The 17,418-nt window shown below is 53.7% G+C and carries 17 protein-coding genes; 10 read left to right on the plus strand and 7 right to left on the minus strand.

What is annotated here, in order from left to right:
* Window positions 1-18 precede the first annotated feature (18 nt).
* From ACTJJI_RS10150 to ACTJJI_RS10170, 5 genes are read left to right on the plus strand one after another with little or no spacing between them, the layout of a single operon-like run.
* Complete coding sequence (locus tag ACTJJI_RS10150; RefSeq protein ID WP_440653924.1) at window positions 19-2,598, plus strand: outer membrane usher protein; 2,580 nt, start codon at window positions 19-21, stop codon at window positions 2,596-2,598.
* A 13-nt stretch (window positions 2,599-2,611) separates the two neighbouring features.
* Window positions 2,612-3,190, plus strand: coding sequence for a fimbrial protein (locus tag ACTJJI_RS10155; protein ID WP_194516585.1), 579 nt, complete (start codon window positions 2,612-2,614; stop codon window positions 3,188-3,190).
* A 24-nt stretch (window positions 3,191-3,214) separates the two neighbouring features.
* Complete coding sequence (locus ACTJJI_RS10160) at window positions 3,215-3,772, plus strand: fimbrial protein (protein WP_014830684.1); 558 nt, start codon at window positions 3,215-3,217, stop codon at window positions 3,770-3,772.
* Window positions 3,772-4,407, plus strand: coding sequence for a fimbrial-like protein (locus ACTJJI_RS10165; RefSeq protein ID WP_230372844.1), 636 nt, complete (start codon window positions 3,772-3,774; stop codon window positions 4,405-4,407). Before ACTJJI_RS10160 ends, ACTJJI_RS10165 begins: the two co-directional genes overlap by 1 nt.
* 24 nt (window positions 4,408-4,431) lie before the next feature.
* Complete coding sequence (locus ACTJJI_RS10170; RefSeq protein WP_153907988.1) at window positions 4,432-5,505, plus strand: fimbrial protein StkG; 1,074 nt, start codon at window positions 4,432-4,434, stop codon at window positions 5,503-5,505.
* Window position 5,506: 1 nt separating this feature from the next.
* Here the strand turns inward: ACTJJI_RS10170 and ACTJJI_RS10175 are convergent, their stop codons facing one another.
* The 4 genes from ACTJJI_RS10175 to ACTJJI_RS10190 form a co-directional block, all read right to left on the minus strand.
* Window positions 5,507-6,754, minus strand: a complete 1,248-nt coding sequence (locus ACTJJI_RS10175; protein ID WP_046889398.1) for a polysaccharide deacetylase family protein — start codon at window positions 6,752-6,754, stop codon at window positions 5,507-5,509.
* 63 nt (window positions 6,755-6,817) lie between these two features.
* A complete protein-coding gene (locus tag ACTJJI_RS10180; protein WP_050859441.1) occupies window positions 6,818-7,258 on the minus strand; it encodes a PTS sugar transporter subunit IIA in 441 nt (146 codons plus the stop codon).
* 107 nt (window positions 7,259-7,365) lie between these two features.
* On the minus strand, window positions 7,366-8,136 hold the full coding sequence (locus ACTJJI_RS10185) for an ABC transporter permease (RefSeq protein ID WP_013095617.1): 771 nt from the start codon (window positions 8,134-8,136) through the stop codon (window positions 7,366-7,368).
* Window positions 8,133-9,059, minus strand: a complete 927-nt coding sequence (locus ACTJJI_RS10190; RefSeq protein WP_013095616.1) for an ABC transporter ATP-binding protein — start codon at window positions 9,057-9,059, stop codon at window positions 8,133-8,135. The genes ACTJJI_RS10185 and ACTJJI_RS10190 overlap by 4 nt, the downstream gene beginning before the upstream one ends.
* Before the next feature lie 107 nt (window positions 9,060-9,166).
* On the opposite strand from ACTJJI_RS10190, the gene can reads away from it, so the two are divergent.
* Window positions 9,167-9,829, plus strand: a complete 663-nt coding sequence (can, locus tag ACTJJI_RS10195; RefSeq protein WP_014830678.1) for a carbonate dehydratase — start codon at window positions 9,167-9,169, stop codon at window positions 9,827-9,829.
* Between the two features lie 60 nt (window positions 9,830-9,889).
* Here can and hpt read toward each other — a convergent pair whose 3' ends face one another.
* Window positions 9,890-10,426, minus strand: a complete 537-nt coding sequence (gene hpt / locus ACTJJI_RS10200; RefSeq protein WP_440653929.1) for a hypoxanthine phosphoribosyltransferase — start codon at window positions 10,424-10,426, stop codon at window positions 9,890-9,892.
* Between the two features lie 208 nt (window positions 10,427-10,634).
* Here hpt and ACTJJI_RS10205 point away from each other — a divergent pair, with 208 nt between their 5' ends.
* Window positions 10,635-13,025 carry a glucose/quinate/shikimate family membrane-bound PQQ-dependent dehydrogenase gene (locus tag ACTJJI_RS10205; protein ID WP_046889312.1) on the plus strand — a complete coding sequence of 797 codons (2,391 nt, stop codon included), beginning with the start codon at window positions 10,635-10,637 and terminating at the stop codon, window positions 13,023-13,025.
* A 91-nt stretch (window positions 13,026-13,116) separates the two neighbouring features.
* Here ACTJJI_RS10205 and cueO read toward each other — a convergent pair whose 3' ends face one another.
* Window positions 13,117-14,685, minus strand: a complete 1,569-nt coding sequence (gene cueO, locus ACTJJI_RS10210) for a multicopper oxidase CueO (RefSeq protein WP_440653931.1) — start codon at window positions 14,683-14,685, stop codon at window positions 13,117-13,119.
* A gap of 145 nt (window positions 14,686-14,830) precedes the next feature.
* On the opposite strand from cueO, the gene ACTJJI_RS10215 reads away from it, so the two are divergent.
* From ACTJJI_RS10215 to speD, 3 genes are all read left to right on the plus strand, one after another.
* Entirely contained in the window at window positions 14,831-15,178 is a 348-nt protein-coding gene (locus ACTJJI_RS10215; protein WP_440654208.1) for a YacC family pilotin-like protein, read from the plus strand.
* 115 nt (window positions 15,179-15,293) lie between these two features.
* A complete protein-coding gene (gene speE, locus ACTJJI_RS10220; protein ID WP_440653933.1) occupies window positions 15,294-16,163 on the plus strand; it encodes a polyamine aminopropyltransferase in 870 nt (289 codons plus the stop codon).
* Window positions 16,164-16,958 carry an adenosylmethionine decarboxylase gene (gene speD / locus ACTJJI_RS10225; RefSeq protein WP_440653935.1) on the plus strand — a complete coding sequence of 265 codons (795 nt, stop codon included), beginning with the start codon at window positions 16,164-16,166 and terminating at the stop codon, window positions 16,956-16,958. It begins immediately after the preceding gene.
* Window positions 16,959-16,989: 31 nt separating this feature from the next.
* Here speD and yacL read toward each other — a convergent pair whose 3' ends face one another.
* The gene (gene yacL / locus ACTJJI_RS10230; RefSeq protein ID WP_014830673.1) at window positions 16,990-17,352 is read right to left on the minus strand and encodes a protein YacL; all 363 of its coding nucleotides are present in this window, start codon (window positions 17,350-17,352) and stop codon (window positions 16,990-16,992) included.
* Between the last annotated feature and the right edge of the window lie 66 nt (window positions 17,353-17,418).

Raw genomic sequence — 17,418 nt, forward strand, 5'->3', positions numbered from 1 at the left:
TCTGGGACAGAGTTCATCATGCACTTTAGACGTTCGCTACTATGTTTATCGATAAGTGCGGTATTGCCGTTATGTGCATTTGCTGCTGAAAATAATAAAGAAGAAGACGTGCAGTTTAACGAGCAGTTTCTTTATAACACCGGTGCATCAATTGATGTCAGTCGCTTTTCAAAGGGCAACCCTGTAATTGCCGGAACATATAAGGTGAAGGTGATTATTAACGGGAAACCTTCCGTTACCACGGACCTTCTCTTTAAGGAGAATGGTACTCCACGCGCCACGCCCTGTATCACCCCTAAACTGCTCACTCAGGCAAATGTCACCATCCAGCAACTTAAACAAGCAGAGGGAGATTCTGAGGACACCTGTGTCTCTGTGTCGAACGCCTATCCCGGGTCACGCGTGGCTTACGATCCTTCCACTCAGGAGTTAGACCTTTCCATTCCGCAGGCTTTCGTTATTCAGCGTCCCTCAGGGTTTGTCGATCCTTCGCTTTGGGAAGACGGTATCCCGGTAGCCATGCTCTCCTGGGATCTCAATGGCTGGCACGCCGACACGCCTGACTCCAGCACGGATACGGCCTATGCAGGCTTACGCTATGGGGCAAATCTGGGGCCATGGCGACTCCGCGCACGCGGCAACCTGAACTGGGATCAGGATTCCGGTACCCATTACGCCAGCCAGGACATTTATCTTCAGCGTGATATCACGCCCCTTAAAGCGCAGTTTATCGCCGGAGATTCCTATACCCGTGGTGACGCCTTCGATTCCATTAGCCTGCGCGGGGCGCGTTTATATAACGATGACCGTATGCTTCCTAACGGCATATCAACCTATGCGCCGGTGATCCGGGGAGTCGCAAACAGTAATGCCAAAGTCACGATCGCCCAAAGTGGCAATACGATTTACGAAACGTCCGTACCGCCAGGGCCATTTGAAATCTCGGATCTCAGTACAACAGGTTACGGAAGCGATCTTATCGTCACGGTAGAAGAGACGGATGGGAGCAAACGTTCCTTCTCGGTCACCTATTCTTCCGTCGCGCAAATGCTTCGCCCTGGCTACTCGCGATGGGATATCGGCGTAGGTGAACTGCGTGACGACAGCCTGCACGACAAACCAATGGTGGGATATGCCACGGGGTATTATGGCTTAACCAATACCTTCACGGGCTATGCAGGGCTGGAATACACCGATAGCGATTTTTACGCCGCATTGCTGGGTATTGCGATGAACACCCGTGTGGGTGCATCTGCCTTTGATGCCACGCATTCTGACGCCCGGATCGACGGCTTACGACATCTCACCGGCGAAAGTTATCGCATCTCCTACAGCAATCTCATGGAAGCCACGAATACCTCTTTCAACGTCGCCGCTTACCGGTTTTCAACGTCTGACTACCTCAGCCTGAATGATGCAGCCTCGTTGACCAATGAGATCAAATACCGTGACAGGGAACGCAACCCTGAACGTAATAACCGCGATGTGTATCAGACCTTCCAGCGCATGAAAAACCAGATCCAGGTAAATATCAGCCAGCCGTTGAAAATGGCTGACCTTGATTTGGGATCGCTGTATGTCAACTCAACCTGGCAGGACTACTGGAATGAAAGTAGTTCGTCCGCGCAATACTCCGTTGGCCACAGTCATTCGCTAAACTGGGGAAGTTATAGCCTCTCCGTGCAGCGCACCTACAATGAGTTCGGGGAAAAAGATGACAGTGTCTATCTGAACCTCACTATTCCATTCGACACGCTGATGGGTAACGGCAAGCGTGCGGGCGGATTCTCCTCACTCACGACGGGCATCGGCAGCGATTTACAAGGTGGCGGGAGTTTTAACGCCAGCGCCAATGGCAGCACTGAAGATAATCGCTTCAGTTACAGCATTACCGAAAGCACCACCCGTAATGACGATACGTTAAACCAGCTCAGCGGCTACGGCAGTTACAACGGCCCGCATGGACCGATGAGCCTTTCCGTCTCAGCCTCAGATGACGATTCGCGGCAATATTCTGCCAGCTATAGCGGCGGGTTGGTTCTGCACTCGGGTGGCGTAACACTTGCACCCGGCAGCATCAGCGAAAGCGATACGCTTGCGTTGATTAAAGCAGAGGGAGCAAACGGTGCCCGCGTCTCTACCGGTAACGGCGAAATCGGCGCCTCAGGCTATGCCCTTATGCCCTATCTGTCCGCCTACCGTGAAAACAGCGTAGGTCTTGATATCAGCGAGATGCGCTCTGACGTGGAAGTGAAAAATACCCGCTCCACCACCGTTCCCCGTAGCGGTGCCGTTGTGCTGGTTAACTTTGAAACCGATCAGGGGCGTTCCGTGTTAATGGAACTGACGCGTGACGACGGTGGATTTATTCCATTAGGCGCCGATGTGCAAACCGACCAGGGCGTATCCGTGGGTAGCGTGGGTCAGGCCGGGCAAGCCTGGATCCGCGGAATTGAAGATAAAGGAACGCTAAACATCGTCTGGGGAAGTGAGCCGGGCTCATCCTGTAGCGCCACCTACCAGATCCCACCGGATGCGAAAAAGATTGGACCGACAACGCTGCTGACGCGCCAGACCTGCCACGTCACAGCCTTATAAAGGGAGTTAAAACATGCTTTTTAAAGCCTGGAAAAAAACAGGATTCTTTATTTTAAGTACAGGGCTGATGGCCCTGTCACTGGAATCATACGCCGACACACTCGATATTACTTTTACCGCTAATATCCGCGACACCACCTGCGATATGAAAATTGAAGGCGGCAGCGGTGATGGCAGCAGCAACGTTATCCCCATTGGCACTAACGGCAAGGTGCGCCTGGATTACATCATCCTGAAAAATGCCAAAGCGACGACCAACTTTAAACTCAAAATGGTCTCCTGCCCGTCAAGTCTGACATCGCTGAAAACAACCATTAGCGGTAGTGCCAGCCCTGTAACTACGGCCATTAAGAACTCACTCTCCGGCGAAGGCAGCGCGGAGCATATTGGTGTGGCGATTTCCCGCACCGCCACCCCGGATGCCCCGTTTGTCATCAATTCATCCACCGATACGCAGCGTCTCATCTGGTCGAGCGGAGAAATAAGTGCTGGCGAGGTTTCACTCCTGGCGACGCTGGTGGAAACCGCAAGCGGGCAAGGCACGACCGGCAACTTTAGCGGTATCGCTACATTTAATTTCACCTATGAATAACTGGCAGCAATACGGAGCGTTGAGATGAAAAAGAAAATGACATTACTGGTGCTTGCGATGACTGCCACCCTGCCTTCCGTTGCGTTAAGCACCATTACAGGCACCACAAGCGTTGAGGCCACGTTTACGTCCACCATAGAGGCCGGCACCTGCAATGCGGAGATACAAGATGCCGGCGGAGCACCTATAAGCATTTTACCGTTTGGCGACGTGTTTAAGTCCGACCTTGTGAGCAAGAACCGAAGAGGGGCATTCAAAATCGCGTTCACCAATTGTGCCGGGGTCAAAAATGCCGCCATTCAGGCCACGCCGGGGGCAGGCGGGTCGTGTACCGGTAATGCTAAAAATGGAACCTCGTATGCCGCCGGGCATAACGTCGGTTTTGAAATCTGGAAAGGCACTGTCGACTCAGGCTCCCTGTTGAACTGCGCCACAGCCCCGACCTCTCTCGTCAACCTCTCTAACGGGACGGGGAAGTTTGAAATGGATGCGCGCATCGTCATTGCGCAAGATAAAACGATTTCTGACGTGACCACGGGGTCGGTCAGCGCACCAGTGACGTTTATCGTGACCTATCAATAATGTTAATTCAGACAGGTAGCTTAAACAGGATGTTCCACTCCCGCTTCTTTATTAAAAATAGGGTGTCCTGGCTCACCCTCTGCCTGGGTTTTCCCGCTGCGGGGATTACCTCAAGCCTGGAAATGGATATGACGGCAAACATTATCAACAATACGTGCCAGGTGAGTATTCCTGATAGCGGAAACGTAACGCTGCCAACGGTGGGAAGGGCGTGGTTTTATACTGCGGATGGCGCCGATCGCCTTAAGCCAGCGGACCCCGCAGGAGGAACACGCTTCATGATTCAGGTGTTGGACTGTAGCGGGGATGAATCCGGAGCCGGGCAAGCGCTGCACTTTACCTTTAAACCGCAGGCTGCCCAAATTGATGGCATTTCCAAACAAATATTCAGTAATGAGACGTCCGCCATCGCAGGCGGCGCAGAGAATGTGGGGATTGTCATTTTTTCAGAATCCAGTAATCAAAACGTCCTCGACAGCGAGGGGCAGTCTGATGTGGCAGTCAAAATAGCCACGCCTTCAGACCCGCAAAGCTATTTGAAAGCGTATAACTTTTACGCCCGCTACCAAAATTACGGCCCGGTCAGCGCAGGAAAAGTGACCGCGCGCGCATTGGTCAGCGTGACATATCGCTAACAGGCAACGCTAAAAGGAAGAACTATGGCACAGCGTCCTGGGATAACTGTTTCCCCACGTTTTTACGGTTTTATTATTTTATTTATGTGCTTAACCATGAGTGCCTTTTACGCCAGTGCAGCCGAGGAGTGCCAGATTGGGAGTGCTAAGCCACGTGCGGTTGGCGATTTTACGGGTGGAAAACCGACGTTAAGAGCGGTGGATGCCGTCACCGCTCCCACAAAAATCAGTACCCTCTATCCCTTAAGCCTAACCCCCCGGTTGATGAGCGTATGCTCAGGTGGACAACATGGAGAAAACATCTTTACCGCAACACGGGCTACCCTGCAGGTGGGCAGCATCGACGGTAAAGCCTTATTCAAAACCAATGTGACCGGCATTGCTTATGCCCTGGCGTTTCGAACAATAGGTACGGGAGTCACGGCCTATTTTGCCCCCAGCACAAACTGGTTTCTGACGTTACATTTGGAGGATCAGGATGAATTATTGCAATACCGAACCTGGGAGGCCGCGGTCGAGTTTTATCAGCTTCCCAGCTTTGCCGGGGTTCCCGCGGAGGTGGTCTCCGTTGGCCCTGCCGGAGGGACTATCGGAGACTTTGGTATTGGCGATCCCTATGCACCTAATGATGACCATCCAGGCACGACCATCAGCATTGCCGACATGGCATTCACAACACCAATAATAAAACCAACCTGCACCCTTACGGCCCCCAAAACCGTGGATCTGGGGGATTATGGTGTATCCGACCTGGAGAACGATAACACCTTAAACGTATATGCGGCGGTGTCCGGGAATTGCACCAACACACGTAAAATCACCATGAAGTTGACCACCAGTAAGACCACCGGCACTGATGGCACATTACTCGCCAATACCGCATCCTCGAATGCAGCAAAAGGCGTAGGAGTGTTTCTGATGTGGCCGGACAACAGCCAGGTGGTGCCTAATTCCACTAACAGCTATACCACGCGGGAGAACACCACCATTGCATTATTCAGCCGGTTACTTACGGCCCGGTTAGTTAAGTCTGGTACAGAAAAAGTCACCTCTGGCACGTTCAGCGCCATCGGCACCCTGCAGTTCACCTATGAGTAATTTATCCCTGCGGCTGGTTGCTGATCAGCCGCGACATCGTCTCCAGCGAATCCGTTCTTAAGATATACAGGCGTTTCAGTAAGAACGGATTATCCCCCGGCTTAACCTTCCCTTTCACCGTCGTGACGGCCAGATGAAAACCGGCGTCATTCGCGGCTTTTATCGCTTTGTTGTCGTAGCCACCAAAGGGATAAGAGAGATACAGTACGCGCGGGTTAAACTGCGCCAGCCCCCGGCGCGAGCGTTCAAAATCAAACAAAATCACGTGGTAGCTGCGGCTCAGTAAAATCGGATGTTTATTACCATCGACGCGGTGCAGGAAGTGCGTGTGGGACTGAATATCGAACACGTCCTGGATGCCCTTCAGCTCCTGAACGCTCATAAACTGCAGCGATTTTGGATCCCACTTCTGGGGATGGCGCTTAATGCGCGATGAGATGATAAATGCCGTGGCGTTAAACCCGTACTCTTTCAGAATCGGGTAAGCGTAGCGGCTCACGGATTTCAGCCCGTCATCAAAGGTGATCACCACCGATTTAGCAGGCAGGTTCATTTTGTTACGCACGTACCCTTCCAGTTGATACATCGTCAGGGTGGTATACCCCTGGTCGCGCAGCCAGGCCATCTGGTTATTGAACGCACGCACGCTGGTGGTGGTAGACGTATGTCGAAAACGCGTGTTCTCTTCATCACGCAAAATATGATGGTAGGTCAGAACCGGGAGGCCGTTATCTTCCTGCGCATCCAGGCTGCTGATCCACGCCAGACGGTTACCGATGCGAATCTGGTACCAGGTCTGGTTTAAGCGGTCCTTGAGTTTGCTTAAAACCGGGTAACGCAGATTGGCGCTCAACGTTCCGAATGGCGCACTGCCGCTGGACGGCGCGTTGTACACCGGCGTGTCTTTCCAGGTGATCAGGTTTTGATTACTGAGCGGCTTATTAAGATCGCCAAGGCTGTCCTCAACGCGCTGCTTTCCCTGCACCTGCTCCAGATGGCCTTTATCAATAAAGCCTGTCCCAAATCCGAAGCGAAACTCGTAGTAATCCGCAGCGGTAGGCACAACGGCGAGGATCTGTCCGGCGCTGACATGGCCGACGTTCACGACTTCATTACCCACCTGCGCCCAGATAGCCGCATCCTCGGTAGTTTGCATGTACTGGGCTGGAAGACCTTGCTGACTTAATAAACTGGCTGATGCCCCACCAGAGAGAACCAGCAGGAACAGGAACAAAATACGCGTGAACATGTCTGTGATATCGGTACGAATAAACTGATGCCATTGTAACAAATGCACCATCAATACCAATGTTTAATTCTTATACAGGTCGTGAAGCAGGACAAAAGGAGGATTCTTCTGCTGTTGATGCCACAAGCTGCTGACGCCCGGCTCACCTTGTGCCACGATGGCATGGCGAAACTCTGCGCTGCTTAATAATTCACGCTGTGGATACATTAACTCCAGTAAGGGAAGGTTAATGCCGGAGATCACTTCACAGCAGTCGTGTTTGTGGCTCAGTAAGGAGGCGGCGCGATACGGCGCTGCACCCGATTTATCGGTGAGAAAGATAACACCTTCGCCGGTGTCGGTTTCATGCAGAGCATCGCACATCATCCGGCTCAGCATGTTGGTGCTCAGCCCTTGCCAGTAATTCACCGCGCGACACTGCATCAGTGGACCAAACCTGGCTTCAAGCTTTATCAACATCTCCTGCGCCTGTTCATCGTGGCAGGTAATGACCCATCCCAGCATAACGTTCTCTCCTTAGCAGGCGAGTAGTTTAGCGGAGTGAAGATTAGCTTACGGTGATAACAGTCAAAGAAAAGTGCCCGGCAACCAGAAAGCCACCGGGCGGAAGGTTAGCTGCGCAGTCCGCGCCCGCGCTGGATTAAATACCAGCACAGCAGGTAGAAGGCGACGATAAACACCACCAGCACCGCCACTGTGGTAAACAGCGGAACGTCAGTAATACCGAGGAAGCCGAAGCGGAACCCGCTGATCATGTAGACAATCGGGTTCAGGTGCGACAACGCCTGCCAGAACGGCGGCAGCAACGTCAGGGAGTAGAACACCCCACCCAGATAGGTCAGCGGGGTCAGGACAAAGGTCGGGATCAGGCTGATATCGTCAAACGTTTTGGCAAACACCGCGTTCAGCAGACCGGCAAGCGAGAACAGGATTGCCGTCAGCAGCAGCGTCAGCCCCACGAACAGCCAGGAGTGCACCTGGAACGGCACGAAGAATAAGGAAATAGCCGTCACCAGGATCCCGACGCACAGGCCGCGCGCCACGCCGCCGCCGACGTAGCCCGCGATGATCACATGCGTTGGTACCGGCGCCACCAGCAGCTCCTCAATGTTGCGCTGGAACTTAGCGCTAAAGAATGACGAAGCCACGTTGGCGTAGGCGTTGGTGATCACCGCCATCATGATCAAACCCGGAACGATAAACTGCATATAGGTAAAGCCGTGCATCTCACCAATGCGGGAACCAATCAGGTTACCGAAGATGATGAAATAGAGCGTCATGGTGATCACCGGTGGCACCAGGGTTTGTACCCAGATGCGCATAAAGCGGTTGATCTCTTTCGCCCAGATGCTTTTCAGCGCGACCCAATAAAGATGCGTCATGCCTTGTCTCCTTGTTTATCCTGCACCAGAGAGACAAACAGCTCTTCCAGTCGGTTCGCTTTGTTGCGCATACTTAAAACCTGAATGCCCTGGGCACTCAACTGGGAGAAGACGCTGTTGATGCCCTGCTCCCGCAATACTTCGACTTCCAGCGTGGAGGTATCGACCAGACGATACTGGTACCCTTCAAGCTTCGGCAGCGCGCTTTTTGCCGCCAGATCGAGAATGAACGTCTCTGATTTCAGCTTCGAGAGCAGATCCTTCATCGAGGTATTTTCCACCAGCTCACCGTTCTGAATGATGCCGATGTTGCGGCACAGCATTTCCGCCTCTTCAAGGTAGTGCGTCGTCAGAATAATGGTGGTGCCTTTGTCGTTGAGATCCTTCAGGAACCCCCACATTGAGCGACGCAGCTCAATATCTACCCCGGCGGTGGGCTCGTCGAGGATCAGCAGTTTCGGCTCATGCATCAGCGCACGGGCAATCATCAGACGGCGCTTCATCCCACCGGACAACATACGCGCACGTTCGTTACGCTTTTCCCATAGATCGAGTTGTTTCAGGTACTTTTCACTGCGTGCTAACGCTTCTTTTCGCTCTACGCCGTAGTAGCCCGCCTGGTTGACGACGATCTGCTGTACCGTCTCGAACGGGTTGAAGTTAAACTCCTGGGGAACCAGCCCGAGCTGGCGTTTGGCGTTGACCACATCTTTTTGCAGATCGTAACCAAAGACGCAGACCCGGCCAGAGGTCTTATTGACCAGCGAACTGATAATGCCGATGGTCGTCGATTTCCCCGCGCCGTTCGGCCCCAGAAGCGCATAGAAATCCCCTGCCTCTACTTTGAGATCTATCCCGCGTAGCGCCTGAACGCCGCCCGGATAGGTTTTTTTAAGCTGCTCAAGCTCCAGTGCAATCGCCATGAATTAAACTTACCTTAGGTTCTGACACACGTTGTGTGGTTTCATTAAAAGTCGGGTTACCCTATAGTAGCGCAACGCAATCACTCGGTTACAGGTCGCTAACCTCCATGAACAACATAGATACACTCATCAGCAACAATGCACTATGGTCAAAAATGCTGGTGGAGGAAGACCCCGGATTTTTTGAAAAGCTTGCGCAAGCGCAGAATCCACGCTTTCTCTGGATTGGATGTTCCGACAGCCGTGTTCCGGCTGAGCGCCTGACGGGCCTTGAGCCCGGCGAACTGTTTGTTCACCGTAACGTTGCCAACCTGGTGATTCATACCGATCTCAACTGCCTGTCTGTGGTTCAGTACGCCGTTGATGTTCTGGAAGTCGAGCACATCATTATTTGCGGTCACTACGGCTGCGGTGGCGTGCAGGCGGCGGTCGAAAATCCGGAACTGGGGCTCATCGATAACTGGCTGCTGCACATCCGCGATATCTGGTTCAAACATAGCTCACTGCTGGGTGAAATGCCGCAGGAACGCCGGATGGACACGCTGTGTGAACTGAACGTGATGGAGCAGGTGTATAACCTGGGTCATTCAACGATCATGCAGTCAGCGTGGAAGCGCGGGCAGAAGGTCTCTATCCACGGCTGGGCATACGGTATTCATGACGGTCTGCTGCGTAACCTCGAAGTGACCGCCACCAACCGCGAAACGCTGGAACAGCGTTACCGTTCAGGAATTGCCAACCTTAAGCTTAAGCACGTGAACCATAAATAAAGCCGGGGGTTTTCTCCCTCTCCCTGTGGGAGAGGGCTGGAGTGAAGGCACCAGGCCGCACTACTCGTCCAGAAGCACAACCTTCCCAACATACGGCAGATGACGATAACGCTGCGCATAGTCAATGCCGTAACCGACGACGAATTCGTCCGGAATGGAGAAGCCCACAAACTCCACCGGCACCTGCACTTCACGGCGGTCTGGTTTATCCAGCAGAGTACAGATGGCCAGGGATTTCGGCTCGCGCAGGCTCAGGATCTCGCGCATTTTAGAAAGCGTGTTACCGGAGTCGATGATGTCTTCGACGATCAACACATCTTTGCCACGAATATCTTCATCCAGATCTTTCAGGATTTTCACATCACGGGTTGTGGACATGCCGCTGCCGTAGCTGGAGGCGGTCATAAAATCGACCTCATGTGACACCTGCACTTCACGGCACAGATCTGCCATGAACATGAAAGAGCCACGTAACAGACCGACCAGCACCATTTCGCTGCCGCTGTCCTTGTAATGTTCGGTGATTTGACGACCCAGTTCGGCGATACGCGCTTTGATCTCGGCTTCCGGGATCATCACTTCAACAGTATGTTTCATATTACTAACCATATGATTTTAATGAAAATCTCTCAATGCGGATGAACGTTATTCCAGCATCGATACGCAAGCCAGCCATTATATCAGCAAATGGCTAAGCCTGGCGCATGAGTTATAAAAAGCAAATATTGTGATTCCGATCACACTTGTTAATACCTATAATTAGTTGCTAGCAAATTATTAACAAAAACTGACGAGTACACTTTCTATGGCTGAAACAAACTCTAAACAGCCGCGTCTACTGGTGACACTAACAGCGTTATTCGCCGCCTTCTGCGGCCTGTACCTGTTAATCGGTGGCGTCTGGCTGGTCGCAATCGGCGGCTCCTGGTACTACCCGATAGCGGGTCTGGTTATGCTTGGCGTAACCGTCCTGCTCTGGCGTAGAAAACAATCCGCACTGTGGCTCTATGCTGCATTACTCCTCGCCACCATGATCTGGGGCGTCTGGGAAGTCGGTTTCGACTTCTGGGCACTGACGCCGCGCAGTGACATTCTGGTCTTCTTCGGTATCTGGCTGATCCTGCCATTCGTCTGGCGTCGCCTGATCGTGCCTTCCAGCGGTGCCGTTGCGGCGCTGGTGGTTGCCCTGCTCATCAGTGGCGGCATCCTGACCTGGGCCGGCTTTAACGACCCGCAGGAGATCAACGGAACGCTGAACGCAGAGTCAACCCCTGCTGCGGCTATCTCGCAGGTCGCGGACGGTGACTGGCCGGCGTATGGGCGTAACCAGGAAGGTCAGCGCTACTCCCCGCTGAAGCAAATCAACGCGGACAACGTGAAAAACCTGAAAGAAGCCTGGGTATTCCGTACCGGCGATCTGAAGATGCCGAACGATCCAGGTGAGCTGACCAACGAAGTGACGCCGATTAAAGTGGGCAACATGCTTTATCTGTGTACGGCGCACCAGCGTCTGTTCGCGCTCGACGCGGCCACCGGTAAAGAGAAATGGCACTTCGATCCGCAGCTGAACTCCAACCCGTCGTTCCAGCACATCACCTGCCGTGGCGTCTCTTACCACGAAGCGCGCGCGGACAATGCCAGCCCGGACGTCATTGCCGACTGTCCTCGCCGCATTATGCTGCCGGTGAACGATGGCCGCCTGTTCGCGATTAACGCCGAAACGGGCAAGCTGTGCGAAACCTTCGCCAACAAAGGTATCCTGAACCTGCAGACCAACATGCCGGACACCACGCCGGGTCTGTATGAACCCACCTCACCGCCCATCATCACAGATAAGACTATTGTGATTGCTGGTTCGGTCACGGATAACTTCTCCACCCGCGAAACCTCTGGCGTTATCCGTGGTTTCGACGTAAACACCGGTAAACTGCTGTGGGCCTTCGATCCGGGCGCGAAAGATCCAAACGCGATCCCGTCTGATGAACACACCTTTACCTTCAACTCGCCAAACTCCTGGGCACCGGCCGCGTATGACGCGAAGCTGGATCTGGTCTACCTGCCAATGGGCGTGACCACGCCTGATATCTGGGGCGGTAACCGTACCCCTGAGCAGGAACGTTATGCCAGCTCCATTCTGGCGCTGAACGCGACCACCGGTAAACTGGCCTGGAGTTACCAGACCGTACACCACGATCTGTGGGATATGGACATGCCGTCCCAGCCAACGCTGGCGGACATTACCGTTAACGGCAAAACCGTACCGGTGATTTATGCTCCGGCGAAAACCGGTAACATCTTCGTCCTGGACCGTCGTAACGGCGAGCTGGTTGTGCCTGCACCGGAAAAACCGGTTCCTCAGGGCGCGGCAAAAGGCGATTACGTCACGAAAACGCAGCCGTTCTCTGACCTGAGCTTCCGTCCGAAGAAAGACCTCAGCGGCGCAGACATGTGGGGTGCCACCATGTTTGACCAGCTGGTATGCCGCGTGATGTTCCATCAACTGCGCTATGAAGGCATCTTCACCCCGCCTTCTGAGCAGGGCACGCTGGTCTTCCCGGGTAACCTGGGGATGTTCGAATGGGGCGGGATCTCCGTTGACCCTAACCGTCAAGTCGCGATCGCCAACCCGATGGCGCTGCCGTTTGTCTCTAAACTGATTCCACGTGGTCCAGGTAACCCGATGGAGCAGCCAAAAGACGCGAAAGGCAGCGGTACCGAAGCCGGTATTCAGCCGCAGTATGGCGTACCGTTTGGCGTCACCCTGAATCCGTTCCTGTCTCCGTTTGGTTTGCCGTGTAAACAGCCTGCCTGGGGATATATCTCCGGTCTGGATCTGAAAACCAACCAGATCGTGTGGAAAAAACGTATTGGTACCCCGCAGGACAGCATGCCGTTCCCGATGCCGGTTCCGGTGCCGTTCAACATGGGTATGCCAATGCTGGGTGGCCCAATCTCCACCGCCGGTAACGTGCTGTTCATCGCGGCAACCGCAGATAACTACCTGCGCGCGTACAACATGACCAACGGTGAGAAACTGTGGCAAGGCCGTCTGCCAGCCGGTGGACAGGCAACGCCGATGACCTATGAAGTGAATGGCAAGCAGTACGTTGTCATCTCTGCGGGCGGTCACGGTTCGTTTGGCACGAAGATGGGCGACTATATTGTCGCGTATGCGTTGCCGGACGACGCAAAATAAATGCAAAACGGCAACCTCGGTTGCCGTTTTTTATGTTTGTTCCCGCTCCCACAGGGAGAGGGCCAGGGTGAGGGCATCAGGCCGCGGGTGCCTAAACCGTGAAACCCAGCATCATCCCCGTATCTTCATGCTCCAGCAGATGGCAGTGCGCCATATAGGCAAACTCCTTCGGCGCAGCATGGTCAAACTTCACCAGCACCTCGCTGACGCCGCCTTCCACTCTCACTGTATCTTTCCAGCCCGCGCGATGCGTATCCGGCGCTTTGCCGTTCTCTGAAACAATACGGAACTGGGTGCCGTGAATATGGAACGGATGCAGCATCATGTCGCCTTCGCCTGAAATCACCCAGCGCTCAAACTGCCCTTTTGTGGCAGCGAACATCGGCGTGTTCATGTCGAACGCCTGGCCGTTTATCATGTTGGCGTTGTGGAAATCAAACCCGTGACCGCCGTGATTCATGTTGCCCATTCCACCCATTTTGCCATGGTCCATATTCATATGGCCCATCATCTGCCCGTGGTGCATCCCCGCCATCGCCTGGTCGCCATATTTCTTCATCAGCGCCTGCATGCCCATCATATCGAGCATCGGATCCATCGAAAGCTGCAGTTTGCGCTGGGTTAGACCATCAAGCGACGGGAGGGCTGGCAGCGTGGTTAAGGTATCTGGCAGGATCCCGGATGCGGCGATCTGCAGAGGCTGAATGCGTAATACCGGATGAGGCTTATCAAATGGCGCAACGGCCATGCCCATCTGGCTGACCGGGAGCGTCACCAGGTCAAACGGCTTACCGTCGCTGATGTCCACCAGCACCTCAAAGCGCTCGCCCATCAGCATAGGGAGTTCCTGCACTTTGACCGGCTCAGGCAGCAGTCCACCGTCGCTCGCCACCACGTACAGCGGGCGTTTATCGCTGGCGGCAAAATTCAGCGAGCGCGCATTACATCCGTTGAGCAGACGTAACCGCAACCAGCCTTTTGGCGCGGCGTGCTGGGGGTAAATCGCGCCATTAGTCAGCAGCGTGTCGCCAAACCAGCCGACCGCCGCGCTCATCACATCGAGCTGATAATCAATCTGACCGTTTGCGGTAAATTTTTTGTCCTGCACAATAACCGGCACATCATCGATACCCCATTGTTTGGGCAGACGCAGCAGGCGGCTTTCGTCATCTTCAATCAGCACCAGGCCTGCCAGCCCCATTGCCACCTGATGACCTGTTTTGCCGTGCTGATGCGGGTGGAACCAGCAGGTCGCCGCCCGCTGCTCGGGGGTAAAAGTCACGGTGCGCTTCCCGCCCGCTTTAATAATCCCTTGCGGGCCGCCGTCGACCTCGCCCGGCACTTCCAGTCCGTGCCAGTGCAGCGTCGTCTCTTCTGCCAGCGTGTTGTGAATATCAACGGTGACGGCTTTCCCTCTGCGCAGCTGCAGCGCCGGGCCAAGCAGATTGCCGTTATAGCCCCAGGTGGTGGTGTTATATTTGCCAAACGCCGTTTTACCGGACTGAACCACTAGCTGGATACGGCCACGGGCATCGGCGGTCAATAAATCAGGAATGGGTAAGGCAGGTCTGTCGGCCGCCAGAACCGCGCGACTCCACAGTGGTAATGCGCTGGCAACCCCCAACGCAACGGAATATTTTAGAAATTCACGACGTTGCATATTCATTTCCTTATTTCGTGCAGACGATCTTTTGAGCATAAACCCTCCCCTTACCGGAAGGTCAAGTAACGCGGCAATAATAAAGATCGTCGCACTGGCACCAAATATGCTAACGTTGATTTTCCGTGATGCAGTGGTAGAAGCAATGAAGACGTTTTTCAGGACAATTTTGTTCACCAGCCTGATGGCAATATGTGCGAACAGCTATGCGCTCAGTGAAAATGAAGCGGAAGATATGGCCGATCTGACGGCAGTTTTTGTATTCCTGAAAAATGATTGTGGCTACCAGAATTTACCCAACGGGCAAATTCGTCGCGCACTGGTCTTTTTTGCCCAGCAGAACCAATGGGATCTCAGCAACTACGACAGCTTTGACATGAAAGCGCTCGGTGAAGACAGCTACCGCGATTTAAGCGGTATCGGTATCCCTACGGCAAAAAAATGCAAAGCGCTGGCTCGCGATTCGCTTAGCCTGCTCGCCTACGTGAAATAACCTTCCCGACGCCTCTTGTTTCGCCTGGAACCGTGCAACCACGGTTATAGTTAGCTATCATGTTTCGCTCATTTTTCGTGAGTGTAACGGATGTTAACGAAGGAGGAGTCCGCGTATGGCCGACCACACGTTGTGGCATGAAACACTGCATGACCAGTTTGGTCAGTACTTTGCCGTTGATAACGTGCTTTATCATGAGAAAACCGATCATCAGGATCTGATCATCTTCGAGAATGCCGCTTTTGGCCGCGTAATGGCGCTGGACGGCGTGGTGCAAACCACCGAGCGAGATGAGTTTATCTATCATGAGATGATGACCCACGTCCCGCTGCTGGCCCATGGACACGCAAAACACGTGCTGATTATCGGTGGTGGTGACGGGGCGATGCTGCGCGAAGTCTCCCGCCACCAGTCCATTGAAACCATCACCATGGTGGAGATCGATGCGGGCGTGGTCTCATTCTGTCGTCAGTACCTGCCCAACCATAATGCGGGTAGCTACGACGATCCGCGCTTTAAGCTGGTGATTGACGATGGCGTGAACTTCGTCAACCAGACCAGCCAGACGTTTGACGTCATTATCTCTGACTGTACCGACCCTATCGGCCCCGGCGCGTCGCTGTTTACCTCGTCGTTCTACGAAGGTTGCAAGCGTTGCCTGAACCCTGGCGGTATCTTTGTGGCGCAAAATGGCGTCTGCTTCCTGCAGCAGGATGAAGCGCTCGACAGCCACCGCAAACTGAGCACCTATTTTGGCGATGTCAGCTTCTATCAGGCTGCCATTCCGACCTACTACGGCGGGATCATGACCTTTGCCTGGGCGACGGATGACGATGTCCTGCGCCATCTGTCCACGGAAATTATCCAGGCGCGCTTCCATCAGGCGGGTCTCCAGTGCCGTTACTACAATCCCGCGGTTCATACCGCAGCCTTTGCCTTGCCGCAGTACCTGCAAGATGCACTGTCCTCCCAGGGGGTGAACTAATTGAAAAAGCTTAAACTGCATGGCTTTAACAACCTGACCAAAAGCCTGAGTTTTTGTATTTACGATATCTGCTATGCCAAAACAGCGGAAGAGCGCGATGGCTACATCGCCTATATCGATGAACTCTACAATGCCAACCGACTGACCGAGATCCTGTCGGAAACCTGTTCCATTATCGGCGCTAATATCCTGAACATCGCCCGCCAGGATTATGAACCCCAGGGCGCCAGCGTGACCATTCTGGTCAGCGAAGAGCCGGTCGACCCAAAACTAATCGATAAAACCGAGCATCCAGGCCCGCTGCCGGAAGTGGTTGTCGCGCATCTCGATAAAAGCCATATCTGCGTACATACCTACCCGGAAAGCCACCCGGAAGGCGGACTGTGTACGTTCCGCGCTGATATCGAAGTATCCACCTGCGGCGTGATCTCGCCGTTAAATGCGCTGAACTATTTAATCCACCAGCTGGAATCCGATATCGTTACCATTGATTATCGTGTGCGTGGTTTCACGCGTGATATCAACGGCATGAAGCACTTTATCGATCGCGAGATCAACTCCATTCAGAACTTTATGTCCGAGGACATGAAATCGCTGTACGACATGATGGACGTGAACGTGTACCAGGAGAACATCTTCCACACCAAGATGCTGCTTAAGGAGTTTGACCTTAAGCACTACATGTTCCACACAAAGCCAGAAGATTTAAGCGAAGAAGAGCGCAAGGTCATTACCGACCTGCTCTGGAAAGAGATGCGCGAAATCTACTACGGCCGCAATATTCCGGCCGTGTAAGACGCGCGAGGAGCAAGGACGCTCCCGTGTGCTATTTCTGTTTCATGAACGCCCGGTACGCCGCCACGACCTGCAGAAAGTCCTCCACGCCGCACAGCGACAGGCTCTCTTCGTCGTAGTAGCTCATCCCCTCTTCCATCTCGTCGCCCGAGAATTCCAGCTGGTTGGCTCGCACCATCACCTCTTCGCCATCCATCCACAGCGTGTATTCATGACCCGCGCGTTGCCAGGAGCGTTCACTGCCTTTCACCGTATTCGCCGCCTGTTCAACTTCATCAAGAAGCGCGAGATTTTCTTTCACCTCTTCGTTAAACCAGTGTCCAACGGCTTCGTGGCCCATCGACATACGCACTTTCACCACCCCGGTGATGTCGCGCAGAAATTCGTAATCCATAGTATTTTCCTCTGCAAAGCCATTACGGTAATTATCGCAGCAGAGAGGAAGAAAAAAAGCGTGTGA

The organism is Enterobacter sp. 22466 (assembly GCF_052044775.1).
GTDB lineage: Bacteria > Pseudomonadota > Gammaproteobacteria > Enterobacterales > Enterobacteriaceae > Enterobacter > Enterobacter dissolvens.